The organism is Pseudoalteromonas sp. S3260 (assembly GCF_005886925.1).
Classification (GTDB): Bacteria; Pseudomonadota; Gammaproteobacteria; order Enterobacterales; family Alteromonadaceae; genus Pseudoalteromonas; species Pseudoalteromonas tetraodonis.
In genome coordinates, this window is the sequence record NZ_PNCV01000019.1 from 20,589 (window position 1) to 44,476 (window position 23,888).

General features: G+C 38.8%; 13 protein-coding genes and 1 pseudogene. 9 read left to right on the forward strand and 5 right to left on the reverse strand.

The window, feature by feature from the left end:
• Positions 1 to 13 precede the first annotated feature (13 nt).
• From hemB to mdoH, 4 genes are all read left to right on the forward strand, one after another.
• Entirely contained in the window at positions 14 to 1,021 is a 1,008-nt protein-coding gene (gene hemB, locus CWC14_RS04000; protein ID WP_076922321.1) for a porphobilinogen synthase, read from the forward strand.
• A 274-nt stretch (positions 1,022 to 1,295) separates the two neighbouring features.
• Positions 1,296 to 3,959 carry an ExeM/NucH family extracellular endonuclease gene (locus tag CWC14_RS04005; RefSeq protein WP_138561409.1) on the forward strand — a complete coding sequence of 888 codons (2,664 nt, stop codon included), beginning with the start codon at positions 1,296 to 1,298 and terminating at the stop codon, positions 3,957 to 3,959.
• Between the two features lie 323 nt (positions 3,960 to 4,282).
• Positions 4,283 to 5,902, forward strand: coding sequence for a glucan biosynthesis protein G (locus CWC14_RS04010; RefSeq protein ID WP_138561411.1), 1,620 nt, complete (start codon positions 4,283 to 4,285; stop codon positions 5,900 to 5,902).
• Positions 5,874 to 7,838: a glucans biosynthesis glucosyltransferase MdoH gene (gene mdoH / locus CWC14_RS04015; RefSeq protein WP_138561413.1), complete on the forward strand. Its 1,965-nt coding sequence runs from the start codon at positions 5,874 to 5,876 to the stop codon at positions 7,836 to 7,838. The genes CWC14_RS04010 and mdoH overlap by 29 nt, the downstream gene beginning before the upstream one ends.
• 190 nt (positions 7,839 to 8,028) lie before the next feature.
• Here mdoH and fusA read toward each other — a convergent pair whose 3' ends face one another.
• From fusA to ylqF, 3 genes and pseudogenes are all read right to left on the reverse strand, one after another.
• Positions 8,029 to 10,113 (reverse strand): elongation factor G, encoded by a 2,085-nt coding sequence (gene fusA / locus CWC14_RS04020; RefSeq protein ID WP_138561415.1) that lies wholly within the window; start codon positions 10,111 to 10,113, stop codon positions 8,029 to 8,031.
• A gap of 257 nt (positions 10,114 to 10,370) precedes the next feature.
• Positions 10,371 to 10,580: pseudogene (locus tag CWC14_RS19640) on the reverse strand (succinyl-CoA--3-ketoacid-CoA transferase); the annotation flags it as partial.
• Positions 10,581 to 11,314: 734 nt separating this feature from the next.
• Positions 11,315 to 12,268 carry a ribosome biogenesis GTPase YlqF gene (gene ylqF, locus CWC14_RS04030; RefSeq protein ID WP_138561417.1) on the reverse strand — a complete coding sequence of 318 codons (954 nt, stop codon included), beginning with the start codon at positions 12,266 to 12,268 and terminating at the stop codon, positions 11,315 to 11,317.
• 254 nt (positions 12,269 to 12,522) lie between these two features.
• Here ylqF and CWC14_RS04035 point away from each other — a divergent pair, with 254 nt between their 5' ends.
• The 5 genes from CWC14_RS04035 to CWC14_RS04055 all read left to right on the forward strand — a co-directional run bounded on the left by CWC14_RS04035 (position 12,523) and on the right by CWC14_RS04055 (position 21,055).
• Positions 12,523 to 13,596 (forward strand): helix-turn-helix domain-containing protein, encoded by a 1,074-nt coding sequence (locus CWC14_RS04035; RefSeq protein ID WP_138561419.1) that lies wholly within the window; start codon positions 12,523 to 12,525, stop codon positions 13,594 to 13,596.
• Entirely contained in the window at positions 13,577 to 14,059 is a 483-nt protein-coding gene (locus CWC14_RS04040) for a PIN domain-containing protein (protein ID WP_138561421.1), read from the forward strand. The genes CWC14_RS04035 and CWC14_RS04040 overlap by 20 nt, the downstream gene beginning before the upstream one ends.
• A 65-nt stretch (positions 14,060 to 14,124) precedes the next feature.
• Entirely contained in the window at positions 14,125 to 14,442 is a 318-nt protein-coding gene (locus CWC14_RS04045; RefSeq protein WP_138561423.1) for a hypothetical protein, read from the forward strand.
• A 177-nt stretch (positions 14,443 to 14,619) separates the two neighbouring features.
• Positions 14,620 to 19,563, forward strand: a complete 4,944-nt coding sequence (locus CWC14_RS04050; RefSeq protein WP_138561425.1) for an AAA domain-containing protein — start codon at positions 14,620 to 14,622, stop codon at positions 19,561 to 19,563.
• Positions 19,556 to 21,055 (forward strand): hypothetical protein, encoded by a 1,500-nt coding sequence (locus tag CWC14_RS04055; protein ID WP_138561427.1) that lies wholly within the window; start codon positions 19,556 to 19,558, stop codon positions 21,053 to 21,055. Before CWC14_RS04050 ends, CWC14_RS04055 begins: the two co-directional genes overlap by 8 nt.
• 102 nt (positions 21,056 to 21,157) lie before the next feature.
• Here the strand turns inward: CWC14_RS04055 and CWC14_RS04060 are convergent, their stop codons facing one another.
• Both CWC14_RS04060 and CWC14_RS04065 read right to left on the reverse strand, forming a co-directional pair.
• The gene (locus CWC14_RS04060) at positions 21,158 to 22,732 is read right to left on the reverse strand and encodes a DNA cytosine methyltransferase (protein WP_138561429.1); all 1,575 of its coding nucleotides are present in this window, start codon (positions 22,730 to 22,732) and stop codon (positions 21,158 to 21,160) included.
• A gap of 124 nt (positions 22,733 to 22,856) precedes the next feature.
• Complete coding sequence (locus CWC14_RS04065; RefSeq protein ID WP_138561431.1) at positions 22,857 to 23,819, reverse strand: hypothetical protein; 963 nt, start codon at positions 23,817 to 23,819, stop codon at positions 22,857 to 22,859.
• Positions 23,820 to 23,888: the final 69 nt, after the last annotated feature.

Below are 23,888 nucleotides of genomic sequence, written 5' to 3' on the forward strand. Positions count from 1 at the left end.
GAGCGTATAACTTATGGCCCAATCTGGACTAGACCTTTTCCCATATACTCGCATGCGTAGAATGCGCCGTAATGATTTCTCTCGTCGCCTTATGGCTGAAAACCAGCTGAGTGTTAATGATCTTATTTATCCTGTTTTTGTGCTTGAAGGTAAAAATCGTCGTGAAAGCATTGAATCGATGCCCGGCATTGAACGTTTATCAATTGATTTACTGCTAGAAGAAGCTAAAGAATTAGTTGATTTAGGCGTCCCTGCGCTCGCTATTTTCCCTGTTACCCCTGCAGATAAAAAATCTCTACTCGCTGAAGAAGCGTATAACGATGATGGCTTAGCACAAAGAACTGTTCGCGCATTAAAAGAAACCTTTCCAGAGCTTGGCGTGATCACCGATGCTGCACTTGACCCATTTACTGTGCATGGTCAAGACGGCATTATTGATGATGCAGGTTATGTAATTAATGACGTCACTACCGAAATTTTAGTTAAGCAGGCGCTATCACACGCACATGCAGGTGCTGATGTTGTTGCCCCATCAGACATGATGGATGGGCGTATTGGTGCAATTCGTGAAGCCCTTGAAGCTGATGGCTTTATTCACACTCGCATTATGGCCTATTCAGCAAAGTATGCATCAAGCTACTATGGCCCATTTAGAGATGCTGTCGGTTCAGCAGGAAACTTAAAAGGCGCTGATAAAAAAACTTACCAAATGGATCCTGCCAACTCTGATGAAGCTATTCGCGAAGTGGCTCTTGATTTGCAAGAAGGCGCCGATATGGTAATGGTTAAGCCAGGTATGCCTTATTTAGACATTGTACGCCGCGTTAAAGATGAATTTGGTGTACCAACATTTGCTTATCAGGTAAGTGGTGAGTACGCGATGCATAAAGCCGCTATTGATAACGGCTGGCTGAGTGAGGAAGCCACTATTATGGAATCTTTATTAGCATTTAAACGTGCAGGTGCTGATGGCATTCTGACTTACTTTGCAAAGCAGGCAGCCCGCTATTTAAATAAGTAATAAAAGCATATTGATATAAAAGGGCTTTATTGCCCTTTTTTTATGTTTAAGAACAACACATAGTTGGCATTTATGCAGCGTTACCCCCTATTTTTATAGATAGTAATCACACTACACAGGCTCTGTCTTACCTAAAACCAAACACACAACTGTACGTTCTACCTCAAAAAATAACAAAACTTAACATTGTTAACATTCTGTATTCTATTTGTAATTATTTTTCATTACACTAAGCGTCCCATTTGGGGAAACAAAAACACGGGAAAAAATAATAATGTTGAAAACAAAAATAACGCCATTGGCGCTTGTGTTAGCAAGCCTCAGTGCACCCGCTACCGCTAACCTCGTTATATCAGAATACGTAGAGGGCAGTAGCTATAATAAAGCAGTAGAACTATTTAATAATTCGACAACCCCACTGTCATTGGATGGCTACACCCTAAGTCTCTATTCAAATGGCAATACAGAGGCAAACAATACGCTCGATTTAACCGGTGAACTTGCTGCTAATAGCACGTATGTCATTGTTAATGGTAATGCTTCAGTTGAATTAAAAGAAAAAGCAGATCAACTCAGCGCCGTCACTAACTTTAATGGTGATGACGCACTGGTACTTACGCAAGGCTCAACCGTTATTGATAGCTTTGGCCAGCGCGGTGTAGACCCGGGTTCATTTTGGTCAGAAGGGGGCGTGAAAACACAAAATAAAACATTGCGCCGTAAAGAAACCGAGCTAAACGGACGCACTGATGCCGATGGCGCTTTTAATCCAAGTGAGCTATGGCTGCAATTTGATCAAGATGATTTTAGTGATCTAGGTATCTTTGCAGGGAATTCTTCACCTAATCCAGATCCTGAGCCAGAACCTGAAGATCCTTTACTATGTGGCGCTGATAAAACATTAATTAGCAGTATTCAAGGTGAAGGCGCAAGCAGTCCACTGGTTAACACTGTGGTTGAATTTGAAGGCGTTGTGACAGCTGATTTCCAAGCAGATGATCAGCTCAAAGGCTTTTTTGTAAATTCACTTAATAGTGATGAAGATACAAACCCACTTACCTCTGAAGGGGTATTTGTTTACTTTACCAATACTGATATGAATGTTGGCGATCATGTTCGCGTACAAGGTACTGTTGAAGAGTACTTTGATGCCACCCAAATTGGTAATGTTAGCCAAGTTGCTATTTGTGATACCGGCCTTTCAGCTTATCCGACTAAAATCACTTTACCCGTTATCGATCAAAGTGAGTTAGAAGCATTTGAAGGTATGTTGGTGACCCTAGAGCAGCCACTTATTGTTACTAACAATTATGGTTTAGGTCGATATGGTGAACTAGAGCTTGCTACTGAACGCTTATACCAAGGTACTCAAGTTGCACTTCCTGGCGCGGCTGCGAATGCGGTTGAAGCGCAAAATCTAAATAAAAAAATACTCTTAGATGATGGCTCAACTCGTCAAAACCGCGATCCTATCGCTTATCCTGTCCCAGGGTTATCAGCAGAGAATACTCTACGCACAGGCGATACAGTAAATACCGTTACTGGCGCCCTAGCGTACAGTTTTAGCACTTACCGTATTCACCCAACGGTCACACCTCAGTTTATAGCAACGAATCCGCGTACCGATGCACCAGAGTTAAACCCTGACGCTGATTTACGTGTTGCCAGCTTTAACGTACTTAACTACTTTAATGGCGACGGCCAAGGCGGCGGTTTCCCAACTAGCCGAGGCGCTGACTCAGAAGTAGAATTAATTCGTCAGCAGGCCAAACTAGTTAGTGCTATCAGTGCTATGCAAGCTGATGTGATTGGCTTAATGGAAATTGAAAATGACGGCTTTGGCGAATTTAGCGCAGTTGCAAGCTTAGTAAATGCACTTAATGATGCCGACAGTCAAAATCAATATGCATTTGTGGACTTTGGCGTTGATAAAATCGGTACCGACGCTATTACTACCGCGCTTATTTATCGTGCTGATAAAGTACAGCAAGTAGGAACAGCAGCGATTACAACTGACGCGCCTTTTGACTACAGCAATCGCGCACCTATTGCGCAAAGCTTTAAGTCTTTAGAGACAGAAGAAGTCTTTACTGTTGCCGTTGCTCACTTAAAATCTAAAGGTGGTTGTGGAAGTGCAACTGGTGGAAACGCTGATCAAAATGACGGCCAAGCATGTTGGAACGAAATTCGAACTGCTGGCGCCAATGCATTTGCTGATTGGTTAAATAGCAAACCAACAGGGGTTGATGATGAAGATATCATTCTTGTTGGCGACATGAACGCCTATGCAATGGAAGATCCTATCCGTGCATTTGCTGATAAAGGCCTTAAAAATGTGGTTGCTGAGCTAGATGGCAACACTTTAGGTTACTCTTATAGCTTTTCTGGCCGAGCGGGTAGTTTAGATCACGCCCTAGCCAGTCCAAGCTTATTAAATAAAGTAGTCAGTACAACCGATTGGCACATTAATGCCGATGAGCCTATCTCGCTTGATTATAATGTTGAATTTAAATCTGACGCACAACAATCAACCTTATATGCTCAAGGTCCTTACAGAGCGTCAGATCATGACCCTGTTATTGTCGATATTCGCTCGACCATTATCGCGCCACCTGAGCCAGAACCTGAAGTAATTATTGGCGAAATTAATAATATTGGCGGGTGGTTTTGGTGGAAAAGCTACAGCTTTGAAATCCCACAAGGTTATGACGAGCTAACGGTTAGCCTTGACGGTGGCTGGGGTGATGCAAACTTATTTGTACGCCATAAAAGAAACCCGACTCTTTTCAGAAAAGATTGCGCCTCAATAAGCTTCGGTAATAGCGAAAGCTGTTCATTTACCAACCCTAAAGAAGGTAAGTGGCGAGTGCGTGTAAACGGCGCCATTCCTTTTGGTAATGTTAAATTAACGTACAAAGCAACAAAGTATGCTGATTAAGCTTAATTAGTCGGTTAACAATTAGGTATTGTGACCTAAAATATCTATATAGTTACTCAAAAGCCGCTTTCGCGGCTTTTTTATTTTTTATACAAATGTAATTCAGACAAGCTTCAGCAAACATTGCTTACTATCTATGCAAACCTTGATATGGCCTTTATCAAATTTCACACCTTTCATTTATTGTTTAATAAATACAAAGTGTGAAGCTGCGTTACTACACCTGCGCTAAAACGATAATTGCCCAGTCCTGCTAACCCATATAAAAACCATTGAGATAAACGTTACTCTCGCTGTAAATATATTTTTATAAAGGATTCAAAATGAAAGAACGCATTCACCTTATATCAACTTGTCAAAGGGCTTTTAAACCTTTGGTAGGGATGTTGATAGTTTTTTCACTGTGGGGAACGAACAACGCCATTGCAGCAACCTCATTAGAAGCGGCAATACCACAAGGCAGCTTATTTGATGTGATAAGTGCGCGTGCTAAAAAGCTTGCTGAGCAAGATTACATTGCACCTAAAAACATACAAATAGAAGCGCTCAATAGTATTGATTATCAAGACTACCGCTCAATCCGCTTCAAACACGATCAATCGGTATGGAAAGATAAAGGGCTTTATGAGCTGCAACTGTTTCACCCAGGTTTTTTATATAAAACCCCAGTCAAAATCAATATCGTTGATCAAGATGCCAAGCTTAGCCGTCTCCCATTTAGCACAGACTTTTATCAATATGATGGAACAGCAGCACACCTAAAAGATGAAATAGCGAAAAGTGTTGAAGGTACACAGTTAGGGCATGCTGGTTTTAGATTGCACTACCCACTAAATAACGATGACTATAAAGATGAAATTATGGTGTTTCAGGGCGCTTCTTATTTTCGCCTAGTTGGACCTAATCAAGTTTATGGCTTATCAGCACGCGGGTTGGCAATTGATACCGCACAAACATCTGGTGAAGAGTTTCCTTCATTCAAAGAGTTTTGGTTAGTAAAACCAACACCAGAGCAAACTAATATTACTATTTTTGCTTTACTCGATAGCCCATCGGTAGCGGGAGCCTACAAGTTTGAAATAGACCCAAACACACAGACACGTGTTAACGTCGACATGCAAATTTTTGCTCGTAAAGATGTTAAAAAGCTAGGTATAGCGCCATTAACGAGCATGTTTTATCACGGTGAAAATAGCACTAAGTTTTTTGATGATTACCGCCCTGAAGTACATGATTCAGATGGTTTGCTCACGCAGTCACAAGAGAGTAATTGGGTATGGCGTCCGCTTAATAATCCATCCCAACTCAGTGTAACCTCTTTTTCATATGAGAATCCAAAAGGCTTTGGCCTTGTGCAGCGTGACCGTGACTTCAATAACTACTTTGATATCGAAGCGCATTACCATGACCGCCCTAGCCTTTGGATAGAACCACAAGGTGAATGGGGCAATGGCCGTGTTGAGCTAGTAGAAATTCCAACAGATACTGAAACAAACGATAATATTGTAAGTTATTGGGTTCCTGAAAAGCCGTTCAAAGCAGGAGAGGCATTAAAGTTTAGCTATAAGATGACGACGTTTAATGATTATCTAAGCCAAAATAATTTGGCCAAAGTAGCTAGAACGCGTATTGGTAGTGCCGCATTACCTGGTGAAGATAATCCACCGCCAAAAAGCCATCGTCAATTTACTGTTGACTTTACCGGTCCTGATATCAATCAATTATCTGAAAAATTAGTACTTAGCGCAGACTTGCAACTTAGCACAGGTGAAGCGCGTGATATTACAGTGCAAAAGCTACCAAAATCATTAGGCTGGCGAGTTGCCTTCAAAGTCGCCCCAGAAGACAGTAACCCTGTAGATATGCGTTTATCGCTAAAGCTACGTAACAAAGCAGTGAGCGAGGTATGGAGCTATGTTTGGTATCCAAATGACATCAAGTAAACAAAGTACTGGCACACCAATGCCTTTTAAAACACTTCGCGTATGGTTATTTGCTATAGCTGCTATTGGCCTCTCAGGCTATGGCATTTCAATTATGTTTGAAATTTTAAACTCAAATGGCATGACCTTGCTTGAGTATGCACTGCTTGCTTTGTTTTCTATTACCTTTGCTTGGATAGTCACCGCGTTTTGTAGTGGCTGCATTGGTTTTATACTACAGCTATTTCGTATAGATCCGCTCACGCTAAGAAGAATAAAACCGATCTCCATTAACAATGAAGCACTATCACAGCAAAAAACGGCTGTAGTTATGCCTATTTATAATGAAGACACCCATAGAGTTATTGCTGGTTTTGAAGTGAGCTTGCAATCGTTAAAAGCCACTGGGCAATTAAAACACTTTGATTTTTATTTACTGAGCGATACACAAGACGCAACTATTGCTAGTAATGAATTAAGCGCATGGCATGCTTTATGTGAGCGCTTAGGTGATACTGCAAAGCAGGTATTTTATCGTCGCCGTGAAGATAACAAACATCGTAAAGTAGGTAACTTAACCGACTTTTGTGAGCGCTGGGGTAGCCAATACGAGCATATGATTGTATTGGATGCCGATAGTGTAATGACTGGCCAATGCATGCTAGAGCTCACTACCAGTATGCTAAATAATCCACAAGCGGGATTGATTCAGACTATCCCTATTCCTGTGCGCCAAGATACCTTTTTTGGACGCTTTTTACAGTTCGCTTCAATTCTTTATAGTCCAATGTTAGCTACCGGCTCTGCTTTTTGGCAAACCGATAAAGCCAATTACTGGGGCCATAATGCCATTATTCGCGTCAAAGCATTTATTGATTGCTGTGGCTTGCCAACACTAAAAGGTAAAGCGCCTTTTGGTGGTGAAATTTTAAGTCATGATTTTGTGGAAGCCTCTTTATTACATAGCGCGAATTGGGACGTATTATTACTTGCCGATATTGAAGGCAGTTACGAGGAAGTTCCGAGCAACATATTAGATTATGCTGTACGCGATAGACGCTGGGTTCAAGGTAATATTCAACACCTTGGCTTATTATCATCAGCAAAATTAAAGCTAATGAGTAAGCTGCATTTTTTACTGGGTGCAACCGCGTATATATCATCACTCATTTGGTTATCTATGCTGGCGTTAAGTACCATAGATGCGGTAACACGCGCTTTAAATAGTGATGTCTATTTTAATCGCGCCTATCAACTATTTCCAACTTGGCAAATAGCCAAAACAGAACTCATTGACTCATTACTTTACCTAACTATCATTATTTTATTATTGCCTAAACTCATGGGCGTGATTGTTACCTTAGTACACCGTAAGCAGCGCTTTGGTGGTGCATTAAAACTTACTTTAGGATCTATAATTGAAACCGTGTTTGCCATTATTGTGGCACCATTAATGATGGTATTTCATGCGTACTTTGTAGTCTGTGTATTTTTAGGTAAAAAAGTAAAATGGGACGCTCAACCGCGTGAAGGCAGAATGGTGCCATGGAAAGAAGCGTTTAGTTATACATTGTTTTCTTCGCTTGTTGCCATTGTATGGGGTAGCGTTGCTTATTACTTTACACCGGTCTTTTTTTGGTGGTTATCTCCTATTTTATTAGGGCTCATCCTCGCTGCTCCTATTGTGCGTTACTCAAGTAGTATCAAGCTAGGCATTAAGCTAAGGCAGTGGGGCATTTTCCTCTGCCCGAGTGAAGTTGATAATGATGCAACATTAGCAGCTCTTAAAGTACACCTCAAAGAGATAGCCGTTCCACCTGTAGGGCGTTATTCAACAGCAACACCGCTGTTACCATTAGAACATAAAGTGACAATGCCTATTCAGAACTTTAGTAGTGAATCACATCGAAAGAAGTTTAAAGCACTCATCACAAAAACTGCAAATAAGCTAAGTTAATACCACTACAAATAAAAAAGGAGCAATCTTGTGTTGCTCCTTTTTTTTAGCTGCGTTTACACTCATTTTTTTAACCATGCTCATTTAATACGACGGGCTTCATTATCTTTAAATCAATCATGCTTTATAAAAGTTAAACAATAAAAAACCCGCAACAAGTGCGGGTTTTTTTAAAGAGTTAAAGTGCTAATTACTTAGCTGCTTTTTTCTCTTTTTCTGCAGCGATTACTGTGTCAGCTACGTTTTGTGGACATGGTGCGTAGTGTGAGAACTCCATAGAGAACTGACCACGACCTGATGTCATTGTACGTAGTGAACCGATGTAACCGAACATTTCTGATAACGGTACGTCAGCTTTAATACGAACGCCAGTTAAACCAGCTTCTTGATTGCTTAACATACCACGACGACGGTTAAGGTCACCAATTACATCACCTACGTGATCTTCTGGTGTGAACACGTCAACTTTCATGATTGGCTCAAGAAGTTGTGCACCCGCTTTAGGGATAGACTGACGGAAAGCGCCTTTAGCAGCGATTTCGAAAGCAATTGCAGATGAATCCACGGCGTGGAAGCCACCGTCGAAAAGTTCAACTTCAACGTCAAGTACTGGGAAGCCAGCTAGAACACCTTCACCCATCATTGACTTGAAGCCTTTCTCAACTGCAGGCCAGAATTCTTTTGGTACGTTACCACCAACAACTGATGAAGAGAATGTAAAGCCAGAACCCACTTCGCCAGGCTTGATGCGGTAATCAATTTTACCGAACTGACCAGAACCACCAGATTGTTTCTTATGCGTGTAGCTATCTTCGATTTCACGAGTGATAGTTTCACGGTAAGCAACTTGAGGCTGACCAACGATAAGGTCTACGCCGTAAGTACGCTTAAGGATATCTACTTTGATATCTAAGTGAAGCTCACCCATACCTTTAAGGATAGTTTCGCCTGAATCTTCATCAGTCTCAACTTGGAAAGATGGATCTTCTGCAACCATTTTACCGATAGCAACACCCATTTTCTCATTACCGCCTTTATCTTTAGGCTGTACAGCAATCGAGATTACTGGAGTTGGGAATACCATTGGCTCAAGTGTTACTGGGTGCTTAGGATCACAAAGAGTGTGACCAGTTTGCACGTTCTTCATACCAACGATAGCGATGATATCGCCCGCTTGTGCTGCAGTCAGTTCTTTACGATCATCAGCTTGCATCTCAACCATACGGCCAACACGCTCAGTTTTACCAGTAAATGCATTAAGGATAGTGTCACCCTTGTTAAGCTTACCAGAGTAAATACGTACGAAAGTTAACGCACCAAAACGGTCATCCATGATTTTGAATGCTAACGCTTTGAAAGGTTCGTCTGCAGATACAATTGCGTGCTCGCCGTTTTCGTTACCTTCTTCATCCATAAGAGGTTGAGGATCAACTTCTGTAGGAGCTGGTAAGTAATCAACAACAGCATCAAGGATTAATTGCATACCTTTGTTTTTGAATGCAGAACCACAGTATGTAGGGAAGAACGCAAGGTCACGAGTACCTTTACGGATACAACGCTTGATATCTTCAACTGAAGGCATTTCACCTTCCATGTACGCTTCCATTAGGTCATCGTCTTGCTCTACAGCAGTTTCAACTAGGAACTCATGGTATTCATCAGTTTTTTCTACCATGTCTGCAGGAACGTCAACAATTGAGTAGTTCTCAGGAAGACCTGTCTCATCCCAAACATATGCTTGTTTGTTTAAAACGTCTACAACACCTACGAATTCGTCTTCAATACCAATTGGTAAAGTCATAACTAATGGAACAGCACCAAGTACTTTTTGTACTTGCTCAGTTACACGGTAAAAATCAGCACCCATACGGTCTAATTTATTTACGAAAATAATACGTGCAACACCTGATTCGTTCGCGTAGCGCCAGTTAGTTTCTGATTGTGGCTCAACACCACCAGAACCACAGAATACACCCACACCGCCATCTAATACTTTAAGTGAACGGTAAACTTCAACTGTGAAGTCAACGTGTCCAGGAGTATCGATAACGTTAAAACGGTGATCTTTCCAGAAACAGCTTACTGCCGCAGACTGGATAGTAATACCGCGCTCAGCTTCTTGCTCCATGAAATCGGTAGTAGACTCACCATCATGTGTCTCACCGCTTTTGTGGATTGTACCTGTAAGCTTTAGGATACGCTCAGTAGTTGTGGTTTTACCCGCATCAACGTGCGCGAAAATACCAATGTTTCTGTACTTCGATAAATCTGCCATTAATTTTACTCTTAATAAAGTCGATAAATTATTCGGCGGGAGTATAGCATTACTTAAAGCGAACATCACCATAGAAGTCGCTTAAAATGCAATCAATTTATAAAAAACTTGCTTTAAAGATATTTTGGGGTATGAGATGGGCTTGATAGGGGCCCGTTATAAACTGAATTTAAATGACTTAAGTGCTAAATAAGTGTAATGCAGTGATGGAATGAAGCATATAAAATTATTTTGCTCCATGCCCATCATTAGTAAAATTACTCAAAAGTCATGGTTTTGACTTTGTCACAAATAACTAAATTACCCGCCGTTTTGGCTTTAATTTCATCAACACTTACTCCTGGCGCGCATTCTAACAAGTGAAAAGCGCCGTCTTTAATTTCTAATAAAGCTAGATCCGTAATTACTTTATTAATACAGGCAACACCGGTTAGTGGCAGGCTACTTTTTCCCAGTAGCTTCGCTTCAGCTTATTTAATAGTAGCTATAAAGTAGTGTTTTCCCCGCAACATGAAATCCGTTTTACAGCCCTTACGTTAGTGCTATAAATGAACAAAAAATTAAAATAAGAATTATTTGCATTTGGGTATTGACAGTTATTTAGATCTAACTGATAATCAATCTCAACAAGAAGGAAGTACATTGCTTTTTGTGACGGTAAAGTTCATTTGTTTCTCGACCCTGAAACAACGTGTGGCTCACGTTAAAGCTAAGATTATCTGTTATTAATCACAACGCCCCTTGATATTGATTGCAGATAATCGTCTATTACTTACTTGCTACATTGCTCATATCGGTGACGGTTGATATGAAACTAAAAAGCCCTTACGGGCTTTTTTTATGCCTGTAATTTAATATACAATCAGCCCAAAGTTAATGAGAATTATTTGCATTAAGATGTTGACAACCACTCAAATCTAACTGATAATCACTATCAACAAGAAGGCGGTACATTGCTTTTTGTGACTGAAAAATTCATTTGTTTCTCGACCCTGAAACAGACGTGTGGCGCACGCTAACAGCTATGGAAACCTGTTATAAACCACAACGCCCCTTGCTGTTTATGACCTGTTTCCGCCCTACTCATTTACTTGCTACATTGCTCATATCGGTGACGGTAGATATGAAACTAAAAAAGCCCTTACGGGCTTTTTTTATGTCTGTAATTTAATGCGTAAGGCTTTAACCTACGCTTTAAAAATTAACGGCGGTTTTTTCGTGCACGTGCTCGGCGTTGTTTTTTCTCTTCTTCTTTGGCTTGCTTTTTAGCCTCTGCAGCAGCGCGCAATCCAGCCACCATTATTTCTTCCTCTTCACGCATGGTAGGTGTTTCCATGGTGATACGGCCAATAATACCATCTCGTAATTCATTAATTAGAATTTCTGACATTTTATACGTATCGATTTGGTTACCACCGCGAATACAGCCGCGTTTTTTACCCGCCATTTCAACAAACTCCCAATCACTTTCTGGTAGCTCATCTAACTTATAACGTGCTTTTAAAAGCTCAGGATAAGCATGCAATAAATACTCAGCGGTGTAACTTGCTACTTCTTCGTACTCAATAGCGGTATCACGTATCGCACCGGTTGCGCCTAAACGATAACCTGAGTTTTCGTTTTCTACTTTTGGCCACAGCATCCCTGGCGTATCATAAAGCATAATGCCATCATCAAGCTTAATACGTTGCTGCGCCTTAGTTACTGCAGGCTCGTTACCTGTTTTAGCCACTATACGCCCAGCAAGCACATTAATAAGCGTAGATTTACCTACGTTTGGAATACCCATTATCATGGCTTTAATTTGCTTATCGGCACCAACTTTATGCGGCACTAACTTTTTACATAGCTCATTAATACGATGCACTTCAGCCGCTTTATCGTTACCAAATGCAATCGCTTTTACGCCATTTTCTTGCTCAAAGTAATCCTTCCACGCTTGGGTCATTTTAGGGTCAGCTAAATCGGCTTTATTCAAAATTTTGATGACCGGTTTACCTTCACGCAGGGTAGCCACCATCGGGTTTTCGCTACTGTAAGGAATGCGTGCATCTAGCACTTCAATGATCACATCCATTTGTGGCATTATTTCTTTAATTTCATTTCGGGCTTTATTCATGTGCCCAGGGAACCACTGTATTCCTGCTCTACTCATTTGATATGTAAACCTTTTATTTCAACCCACAACACCATGGGGTACTGTGTGGGGTACTGGGTGAATAATTTCGATTTATCACCTCAACTAATAACTCCTAGTTTACTACATAATCCCTTTAAACTTCTCGTAAAAATAAAACCAGTAGTATATCTCAGCTACATAAGTACAATTTATGTTTATGGACAAAAATACACCAATGGTTTATATTTGCGACAAATAGATTAATTTTATAAACCTCGAGGTACATACACATGTTTGCTGAACGATTCACTCGTGCCCGAAAAGCCTCAGGCCTATCAATGCAAGCACTAGCTACCGCAGTTGGTGTATCCGCCAATGCTATAAAAAAATATGAGCATGGTACTGCTATGCCGTCTTCTTCTAATTTATTAAAGCTTGCAAGCGCACTTGAAGTGCGCACTGAATACTTTTTCCGTCCTATAAAAGTAAAGTTAGAAGGTGTGGAATATCGTAAGCGTGCAAGCACACCACAGAAAATTTTAGATCGTATAAATGGTGATGTTTTAGATCAGGCTGAGCGCTGGCAAGAACTTTTAAACTTTTATCCAGACTCGATTAAACCTATTACGCCATTTTCACTACCAAGTACATTACCTGATATGATTGATTCATATGAGCAGCTAGAAGGTGTAGCCACCACTATGCGCAATGAATGGGGTTTAGGCTTAAATCCAATTCATGACATGATTGATACGCTGGAATCGAAAGGTGTAATGATAATTTGCACTGATGTAGAAACAAGTAAAAAGTTTGATGGTCTCGCGGGTAACATTAATGGACTACCTGTTGTTGTTATCTCTACGGCACAAAGTGGTGATCGTCAACGGTTTACACTCGCTCATGAATTGGGTCACTTAGTATTGCACAGCCGACTGTCTGAAAAGCTTGATGAAGAAAAGGCATGTAATCACTTCGCAGGGGCTTTTTTATTACCAAGCACTAGCTTAATACAACACTTAGGTAAAAGCCGAACTCAATTAGAAGCACAAGAGCTATACATGCTCAAGCATGAGTATGGCATAAGCATGCTTGCCTCTTTGTTCCGTGCTTCACAGTCTGGTGTAATTTCATATCAAACCCAAAAGAATATGTTTATTTGGTTTGGTAAGCAGGGCTGGCGTACTCAGGAACCTGGTGAACCTTATCCACATGAAGTTACTTACCTCTATAAGCAGCTAGTATATCGTGCGCTAAGTGAAGACTACATTGGTATATCTAAAGCAGCAGAGCTATTAGGAGTATCACTTTCAAGCTTTCACAAAGAGCGAAAGTTAGAGGTGCTTAATGCAGCGGCTACTAATTAGTGATGCCAATATATTAATAGATATGGAAGAAGGTGAGCTACTAACCCAACTTTTTCAGCTACCTTATCAATTCGCCATACCTGATATCTTATTCGTTGAAGAACTTGAGGAAGAACACGCACATTTACCTGCTATGGGCTTAACTTTAGAAGAGCTATCACCTGATTCAATGATGCATGCAATGGAGTTAATTCCGCTGTATTTAAATGCCAGCCGTAACGATATATTTGCTTTGTGTTTAGCTAAGCAAAAAAACTGCCCTCTTGTAACTGGCGATATGGCTTTAAGAAAAGCCGCTGAAAAAGAAGGCATTGTTGTCCAAGGCACTATTTCATTAATAACGCAGCTTGTTAGGCAACAAATAGTAACGAAAGAAACCGCGTTTAAGGCCTACGAGAAAATGAAGCTATCAGGCCGAAGACTTCCTTGGAAGGTGGCTATAGAGCATTTAAACGCCTTATAACGCAAGTACGGCATAGAGCCAGTGCATGTAGCACTGGCTAAATTAGTTTTTAAGAAGGAAACAATATGTCACTTTATAAACAAGAGTTTGGTCAAAACTTTGACCTCGGCTTTGACTTAAAAGATCACCCTTACCTAATAGATAAAAGCTGGCACAATGATCAATGCCCTAGCTTCTACTTTAAAGTAGGCGAACAGTATTATGTACTGTGGGTAGATTATGCTGACACAGAGCAAAGAGAAGAAGAGACGCCTAGATATGTAATAGTTGAAGCAATCAATGAAGGAACTAATGAAGAGCCAGAGATCTATGCTGGTGATGGTGAAGCATTGTTTGAGTGTGAAGGTTATGCTGATTTAAATATATTCCTCGAAAAACAATAATCACAGTAAAGTTGAGTAACCTAAAGACTCACAACCCATTATTGAAACTCTTCTTTAAGATAAATAAGAAGCTGTTAAGATTTATCCGTGTTAGTTATTATAACAATAGTAAAATACTAGTAATGAATTAGTTAACTAGTAAAGAATTTAACTCGAAGATCCGTTTAGGGAAAAATAGTGAAATTAAATATAGTTGGTGGAGCAGGACTACACAAAAGTGAATTAAGAGCTGTTGATAAAATGGAGAAAGGGTTGCAAGATAGCTGGCAAGCCTATGCAGGGATTGTTATTGCAGACTCCCAAGGCTCTATGGAGATTGATTGCCTCATTATTACACACGATCGCATTCTAATTGTTGAGTTGAAAGAATGGAACGGAAAAATTACTTCCTCTAATGGTATTTGGTATCAGAATAACCGCAATCGCGGGAAAAGCCCTTATCAAATTAAAAGAGAGCACGCACAGCGTATTAAAAACCTTTTAATAAGTGAAATGGAGAGCTTACTAGGCTATCGTCTTCATGTTGAAGCCCATGTAGTCCTTTGTGGCACAGCGACAGCTGAAAACTTACCATCTAGTGAAACTGAGTTTATCCATACACTAGATGAGTTCATGCAAATTAGAAATGGTTATGAGTCAATTGTACAAAGTAATGGTGTTGCTAACTACTTCATTAAATCAGGTAAAGAGCGGCCTAATTCTGAGCGTAATCTGTCTTATATAAATAGGTTTTTCGATGGACCTAATGTAGAGCCAAAGAGTTTAAAGGTTGGTAGTTACATAGCATCAAAAGATGTACCTTGGTTTACTCATAGGGAAAATTTATATAACGAGTTCAAAGCTCAAGATGAAAAAATATCGACTTTAGGTGGTTTAATTCGTAGATGGGATTTTTCACAGCTTGGGACTAAGTCTGCATTACAAAGTACTTGGGCAAATATAGCTCTACGAGAAACAAATATAGGTCAGTATGTTAGAGATCAATCTGTATTACCTGATTACTTGCTACGATCGATTAACTCTCTATCAGAAAGTGATATAACAGAAGATACATGTGAAATTTATGAGCTAAGGAAAACATATTCGAGGCTTGATGAATATTTATCAGTTGATCTAGAAAACTGGTCCAAAAACACAAGAATTGACATAGTCAGAGCTATTCTCGCACCTTTTGATGAACTTCATAATTTAAACATTGCTCATAGAGATATTGCATTACATAACTTATGGTACGCACCAGAAAGCTCAACTGTTTTAGCATCTGGTTTTGCTGCTTCATATTTTGACCAAAAAGGTACTATTTCTGAACACCGTAAATTGCTACAAAGTAGCAATATAAACCTTCCTGAAGATGAACTATTTGAGCAGTCTGAATTAATTGATCCTTTTCGTATTGATGTTTTTTTACTTGCCTTAGTTGCCTATGAAATTTGTTTTTCTACCAAACTAAATAATGGTGATACTCCGGAATGGATAAAGCCAGAAGAAGACTTGTTTGGCGGTGCTCTAAATGATTGGTTTGAAAAATCATTACAGTGGGATCCAAAGGAAAGATTTTCTGATGCAGGAGAGATGCTAAGTGAATTCAACAAAATCACATCCCCTGAACAAGAAATGAAACTGGAAGATGATAAAGTCTTCAATGAACTGATGAATAGCTCTCTTATTAAACAAGATATTAATCCTTTCAACCTTTTGAATATTTACCCTGCATACCCAGGAACAGAAAGCGAGGCATTTTCGCAACTAGGAAGCCCTAGCTGTAAAAAAAGATACCTAGCCATAAAAGATAAATCTAAAATATCAGTAAAAATTTGGTCTAGCATCAGTATCCAAAAATCAACTCCGGGCGTTAATAGACGAGTTCAACAGTTCTTTTCTAGATTAGATGACATAAATTCTGCAAAACTACCAACTCAAGAATTTATTGATTATGGAATTATGCAAGGTGGGGGAGTATTTTTAGTTACCAACTATGTAACAGGTGAAACTCTATCAGACTACATAAAGAATACGGATATGGAATTATCTAATAAAATCAATATTGCCAAAGAGATAATAGAGGTCGTAGATCTTTTTCATAGCAAAAATATATATCATGGAGACCTCCATCCCGAAAATATTGTAGTTAAAGAAAATGAAGAAACACTTAATTTAATCTTAATTGATTTGCTGGATTATGGTTCTGAAAGCCCTGCATTTAATACTCATTACACCCCGAAAAACCCTTCTATTACCGATGCATTTGGTCGAGATAGGTTTGCAGTATATAAAATAGTTAAAACTATATTTGGGGACGATCTTTCAGAAGTAATAAAAGAAGAAATTAACAGAGGCCTAGGGGACGAAGATTTAATTCCTATTTCGCTTAAACCTCTTCGAAACAGTATTCAAGATAGTCAGAACCCTAAAAAAATATCCAGTATTGAAGAGGATATTAAAAAACCTCTTGAGCTCTGCTGGGGCAGTTCCAAATTCCCAACCAATGCTAAAGTTTTAGAACCATTCGAAGGTAACTTTTATTTTAATGTAAAATGGGGAAAGGGAAACAATGGAGGATTGTTAGATTGCTATCTAACTGGAGCTAAGGATTCTCTACAACTAAAGATTGACGTTGAAAAAAGAATAATAACAAGCGTGGTGTTTTACGAAAACATACCATTAAGTTCGGTTATATCAGCATCAAGTAAATCAACATCTTTAATTAAAGAGAGTATATCCGTAAAACATGGCTCATTGTGCGAGCAACATCCAATTGTAGATGTAATTTTAGGGCTAGAGCCTGTAATTGATATGATGGTTGAAAAGTTTAGCAGTCACTCTGACGATCCTCTTCCCTTAACAGAAGAAGAAAAAAACTCTATAGAACCATCTGATATATGGAAGTCATTAAGTGAGACTGAAACAGATATGAGGAAAACTGTTTCGGTTGAATATGGTGAAATTAAAGAGGGTTCCGGAGGCATATTAGTACCCTACTCAACAGAAGGCTATGACCAACTTGAGCTCGACTTTGACGATAAATTATTAATTTACTCCGGAAACTTTAGCGAACCATTCGGTGAAATTAATACTTTTGAATCTAATGAAAACTATTTGTCAATAAAAGTAAGGTTTGATTCCGCGATCAATCAGCTAAAGCCCGGTAGTTTACTGAAAATAGAGTCTATAAGAAGTAAATCATCTCGAGAGCTACGGAAAAAAGCTCTTGACCGTGTATTAAATAACAAAGCAATAATTCCCGATCTTAAAAACTATTTCAATCCATTATCAGGTTTAAATAGAACTGAACTTTCTAATGAGCCAGACATTGAACTATTAAAAGAAATGTATGATGAATCAGGAAAAGAAATTAATTCGAGGCAGTTAGAGGCTTTCCAGAAATTAATAAAATACGGACCAATTGGAGTACTACAAGGGCCACCTGGAACCGGAAAAACGACATTTATCGCTAAATTTATACATTATTTATACGAGTTCGAGTCTGTAAAAAATATTTTATTAGTTGGTCAACAACATAGTGCCGTGGATAACGTTGCAATTAAAGTGCAGGAGTTATGCATTCAAAAGGGTAATAATTTAGACATAATTCGTGTAGGTAATGAGTCTTTAATTGACGAAAGAATGCTTATATCACATTCAAGATCTTTGCAGCGGAAGTCTATGCACAAATTCCACAGGGAATATGATCTGAGGGTAAAAAGCCTAGCTAAACGATTACATTTACCAGAAAGTTTAGTTTCTGAGATTACTCGAGCTTATCGTACATTGAGCCCGTTAACTTCGTTATATGATCAATTAGCTCTTAAATATGAAAGTAAACTAAACAAGCTTGGAGTTACAACGCTCAACAATCAAGAGTTAGAAAGAATAGACTCAGAGAAAAAATACTTTTGGGAGAAAATACAGAAAGTAGTTACAAAGCTGCTCGGCAACCCCATAGATGAACTCCCAAAAGATACCAGCCTAATTTTTGATAAATTAAATCACGTTATATCTGCACGTTATAGTTTTAATAACCCTGAAAAAATATCTCGATTAAAAGATGTACTATTAGTGAGTAAAGAATGGCTTGATGTTTTAGGCAGTGGTGAAGCGGGATACGAAAGGTTTATGTTACAAACAAAGCAACTGGTCTGTGGGACGTTGGTTGGGGTTGGGAAGCCGTCACTTTCAATAGAGAACTCACAATTTGATTGGGTCATTATAGATGAAGCAGGGCGTGCTCAAGCTAGCGAACTTATGGTTGCAATGCAATCAGCGAAAAGAGTACTACTTGTAGGAGATCATAAGCAATTACCACCTTTTTATCATAAAGAACATTTGAAATTAGCTAGTAAGCAATTAGAAGTTAACGCTGATATTTTTGATGAGAGTGATTTCGAAAAATGTTTTAAAGCATGTGATGGTGTAACTCTAAATACCCAATACCGGATGATAGAACCAATTGGAAACTTAGTTTCAGAATGCTTTTATGCCAGCGACATTGGTAAATTATACACAGGACGAGGTCCATCTCCAGATTGGTATAAAAAGTTGCCAAAGCCTTGGGACAAAGGCGTTACATGGATAGATTCAACATCAGAGTCTGGAGAGACAAAACAAAATAAGAGCTTCATAAATCAAATTGAAATTGACTCCATTATTTCCTTACTCAAGAAGCTTACAGATAAAAGTGTTATTTCTAATTTAGAGGCGTTAGTTAGCACTGAGTCTCCGTTTCCCATTGGAATTATTGCTATGTACCGACTTCAAAGAGATTACATTGAGACACATCTGAGTAAAGAAGAGTGGATGACACCTTTAAGGCACTTAATTAAGATCGATACTGTTGATTCTTATCAAGGACAAGAAAATAAAATAATCATACTTAGCCTAGTACGTGATAATCCTGATAAGATCCAAGGTTTCTTAAAAGATAGCTCTCGAATAAACGTAGCTATTTCTAGGGCTCAAGAAAGATTAATCATACTTGGCGCAAAAGAAATGTGGAAGCAAAAGTACAAAAGTAACTCCTCTCTTTGTGATGTTTTAGGTTACATAGAAGCTCAAGTTCAATCTGAGTCTAATGATTATCAGATGATTAATGCTACAACGTTATTAGGTGCTGATTATGAATAGTAGTGATATGAGAATCGGTAATCAAATTACCGTTTTGGTTCCTGCCAATAAATATGAATTTAACTGTGCATGGACTGAAGAGAAGCTACTCCCTGCTTTAGAGTTATTTACTTGTAAACTTTTGCTCATATTAGAAAAAATATCTCCCAATGAAATTTCAAGCTACTTTGGGCTAAATACAAGAGAGATTGATCAACTAATAAATAATTTAATGTCTAATAAATTGATATCACTTGATTCAGAAGGGTTATTAATACCAACGAGTATGCTAAAACAACAAACCTCAAAAGGAGATGAGGTTACTCTGACGAATTATGTTGAACGTAACGAAACAGCTATATTTGACTCCTTTACTCATTCAATACGTAAGGATCGAGGGTTTAACTACAGACTTCTAGGCTTACCTGAGCTACCAGTAGACTCTAAAAAAACAGCTCAACTAGAGGATGCTATAAGTCATTTTAGTGCTCAGTATAAAACTCACTTAAATTTAAGCAGAAGAACAGAGAAAGAAGTAAATAGAACAAAGCTCTATAAGGTAGTATCTGCAATTAATAGAGGTATTATCCAGTTCCCTGTAGATATAGAGTTTCATTATGCCCCTAGTGACATGGGGCAACTTGAGGTAAAACGGATAACAAGAGCTAGTGAGTATATAAATAATACTCTACAGCTGCCGTTGAGCACTCAATTAGAAGCACATATTGCTGATTATTTAGGATCAATACCTAGATCGGAAGAAGGGATAACTGCAGAAGAATATTGCACTCTTGTAAAAGATGAGGTTTTAAAACAATTCGTCACCGGTAATAATATAGACTATTCTGGTTGGCTAAATGCTCGAGAAGATCGTAAAACAGGCTATGGAAATCAACTGACTAAATCGATTTTTGGGCCAGTTTACATAGATAAAAATTATGTAACTCTCATGAGAATGTTAAATGAGTCGTTACATGCTAATGGAGATTCAAATGCTGAAACTTTCCTAAAAGCATATTGGTTAGCAAGCAATGTTAGTCTTTGGGGTGCCAATAGCCACTCTCTTATATCTTTTTGCGATAAGATAAAAAAAACACTTATTAAATATGATGATTCAGCTGATTTAATAATGGTCCATCATGGTAAAACAACCTGGGACGATAAAGAGTTTCGTGAGTTTCATAAAAACCATACTTCTTTTGGATTAATGACTTCAAATGAATTAGACCGTTTGGAAGTTTTTTTAATACCTAATATCTTAGGTGTAGTTCAGTATCATGGGTATCCAAATAGTAAAAGTGGGGTCTCGGTCCCAATAGGTTATGCCACAGTTGATAGCGATAGATTAAAGTTATTGGAAAACTTACTCAATAGTCGGATTGGAGGCTCTTCAGAATTAAAAGTATCATGGCCTAAAAAGGCGGAAATAAGTAAATTAATGATGCCGGACAGGGAACAAAAAAACACCAGCCCCCTTTCCAATAGACCTATACTTTCGCTAAAAAAAGACTAGTTATTCCCCTCAGCTGAGTCTAGTTGAGGGTTATTATCTTTTTCAAATAAGCTAGGACACAATGAAAGGCCGAACTAAAGGCAGGCTAAATTTTGAAGGAATTTAGCCTGCGTCATTAAAATTTAATTGTTCGATAACTATCCCCAACTTCCTTCCTAGTAGAGGCGGAACAGCATTACCGACCTGTGTATACTGGGGTACTTCATAACGCCTCATTTTACCGCCAGTAGTAACCTTAGAGCGAAATTCAAAGTTATCAGGAAAAGACTGTATACGAGCCATCTCTCTCACAGTAAGAGTTCGAAGTTCATCTTCATGATAATGACATGCATCATCAGGAATAGATAAAGCTGCTGGTGCAGGTGAGCTTGGAGCCAAAGCTTTCTGTGTTTGCTTTTTAGTTGGATGAAGTTTCAAATAACTAATAAACTCTTGAAGGCTTTTAATAAGCTCTAATTCACCATCTAAATTTAAATACTCATACTTGGATAGTGCAGCCCATGCATCATTACTAAGGGTTGTAGATTCGCTTTTTAAAATAGCGAATACCTCTTTGCTTATAGCTTTACTACCTACTTGTTGCATTACTTGATAAAGCCTAAAGCGCCTTTGCACAAGTTCACCATTCGCACGTTTATCGTGATTTGGAGTAACGCCTCTATCTGGCAATTCAAAGGTGCTGTTAAGTTGAGTAACAAAGTTAGATGGATCTATACCTTCACCTCGAAGATCATCAATTGCCTCACTAACAGAAACCTGAGTCCCATTGACAAGTTCAGCTAAAAAGCTTCCTTCGAATTCCTTTGGTTGTTTATCTACATCAAAGTAATCTAAATGGCCAAATTCTAATTCAGCGCCCTGTTCTTGCACCATATTAAAAAACGGCAAGGATGAAGCGAGTAGACTAAGGCTTTGCTCATTCAAGTGCTGTGCTTCAGAAATAGCCTCATGAACATCTTGTCGAATAGCTATAAGAATAAAGCGAGGTCTGTTTTGTGCAATGCCTACGTAACGCGCATTAACGTGAAGGCAAAGCGGCACATACCCAATAGAAGCGAAAGCTTTCGCGACTTCATACCATGCATGGTACTTATTACCATCATCGTCTTGAAATGCTCTTAAAATACCTGTTACGTTTTCAAGCAACGCAAAACGCGGCCTAGTACGCTCAACAAAAGAAACAAATTCCAAAGGTAAGGTATTCTTTTCACAATCTTTTTTACGTGCTCCTGCCATACTAAAACTCTGACAAGGTGGGCCGCCTGAAACAAGTGTTAATTCACCTTTCCCGAAACTATTATGTAACGCATCAGCAAGCTCCGGTCGTTGTGATAAAAGAGTGTTTAGCTCCCTGACACTACCAACCAATAACTTGCCTTCGTATTCACAAACATCAACAGGTAAATCGCTGTAACCACTCTCATCAATAGTAGGAAACTCAAAAGGGTTTTCTCGTAACCTAGTATTCAAGTCATCATTGCGACTATTAATCCACTTCACTCGTTCCGACTTTGCTTGGGCTTTAGCTAATTCACTTAAATTTTCATTAAAGAAATTATAAGCAAACGTCTCTGCTGCCATAGGTGATAATTCATTGCCTAAGACAAACTCAAAGCCCATACTTTCTAAACCTAATGAAAGGCCGCCACAGCCAGCAAACAGCTCAATATGCCGCACAAATAATCACTCCGAAACTTTAATTACTGATAGTTTAACTCAACCCTGAAGCTAAGTCCAGGGTATAAATATAAGCTAAGAGTTGTTTGTTTATATAACTGATTTAATAGTTAAGAAGAGGGAGTCATTCACTTGCTAACTGCTTAATTTGACGGGCAAATTCTTCATAGTTAATTGCATAAGCTTTCAGCCATTTTAAACGCCTTTTAGCATTCACAGCTCTTGGAGTTCCCTCGGCTTTCTCTAACCTTCTTTCAGCATCTTCTATTGCAGCTAGTCGTTCACGCTCAATGACAACATAATGCGTTTCATTATCTAAATAACCTGCGGCTAAATCATCACCAATGTCTTTAGTGCTTTTACTTGATGCATTACAACCATTGAGTGAACACAAGTATCTCTTTGCACCTCGGTGTAATTCACTTGAACTTAATCGGGCTCTATCATTAGTACTAACTTGGACAGCAATAAATGCTGAAACACTATTGATATCGCCACTTTCCGCATAAGGAATTACGAAATCGGTATTAGAGCCTTGATAAATGAACTGTGTTCCGTACGTTTCACCTTTAACTAAGCCTATTGAACGCATTAGTAACTCTATAGCTTGCTCAGCTGCGTTACCTGCGGATGACTTTCTAGATTGAGAGTTACTGGATTCGGCATACAAAGCAATTAACATAGTAGCTCTTGCTTTTGCATCTTTGTCTTCCGATTGAAGTGCATCTTTAATTATAGACAAAAGCTTAGCGTCTTTAGCTTTAAGCGCTTCACCTTGAAACTTAGGGAAGATTTTGTAGAGATCGTAGAATAAGTTTAATTGACCACCTTGATTTAACTCACTCGCCATACTTGCGAATGAGTCAATTAATGCATTTGCGTCAGTTTTAGCACTGTAAATTAAGCTATTGCCTTCACTTATTATATTTTCTTTTATTTCATCCCTTTTTTCATTTCGGGCCCATGTCATAAAACCTTTACCAAAAAATACTGGCTTTAAAGCATCCTTTAAAACTACATGTTCAGCATTTGATACCGGCTCACCAGCAAGTAATGCTAGTAGAATGTTTTCGATATTATTATTCATATACTTGTAATCCTTACGTTTTATGAATCATCCTACCAGAGTATGAGTTAATCACATACACCTTTGAGG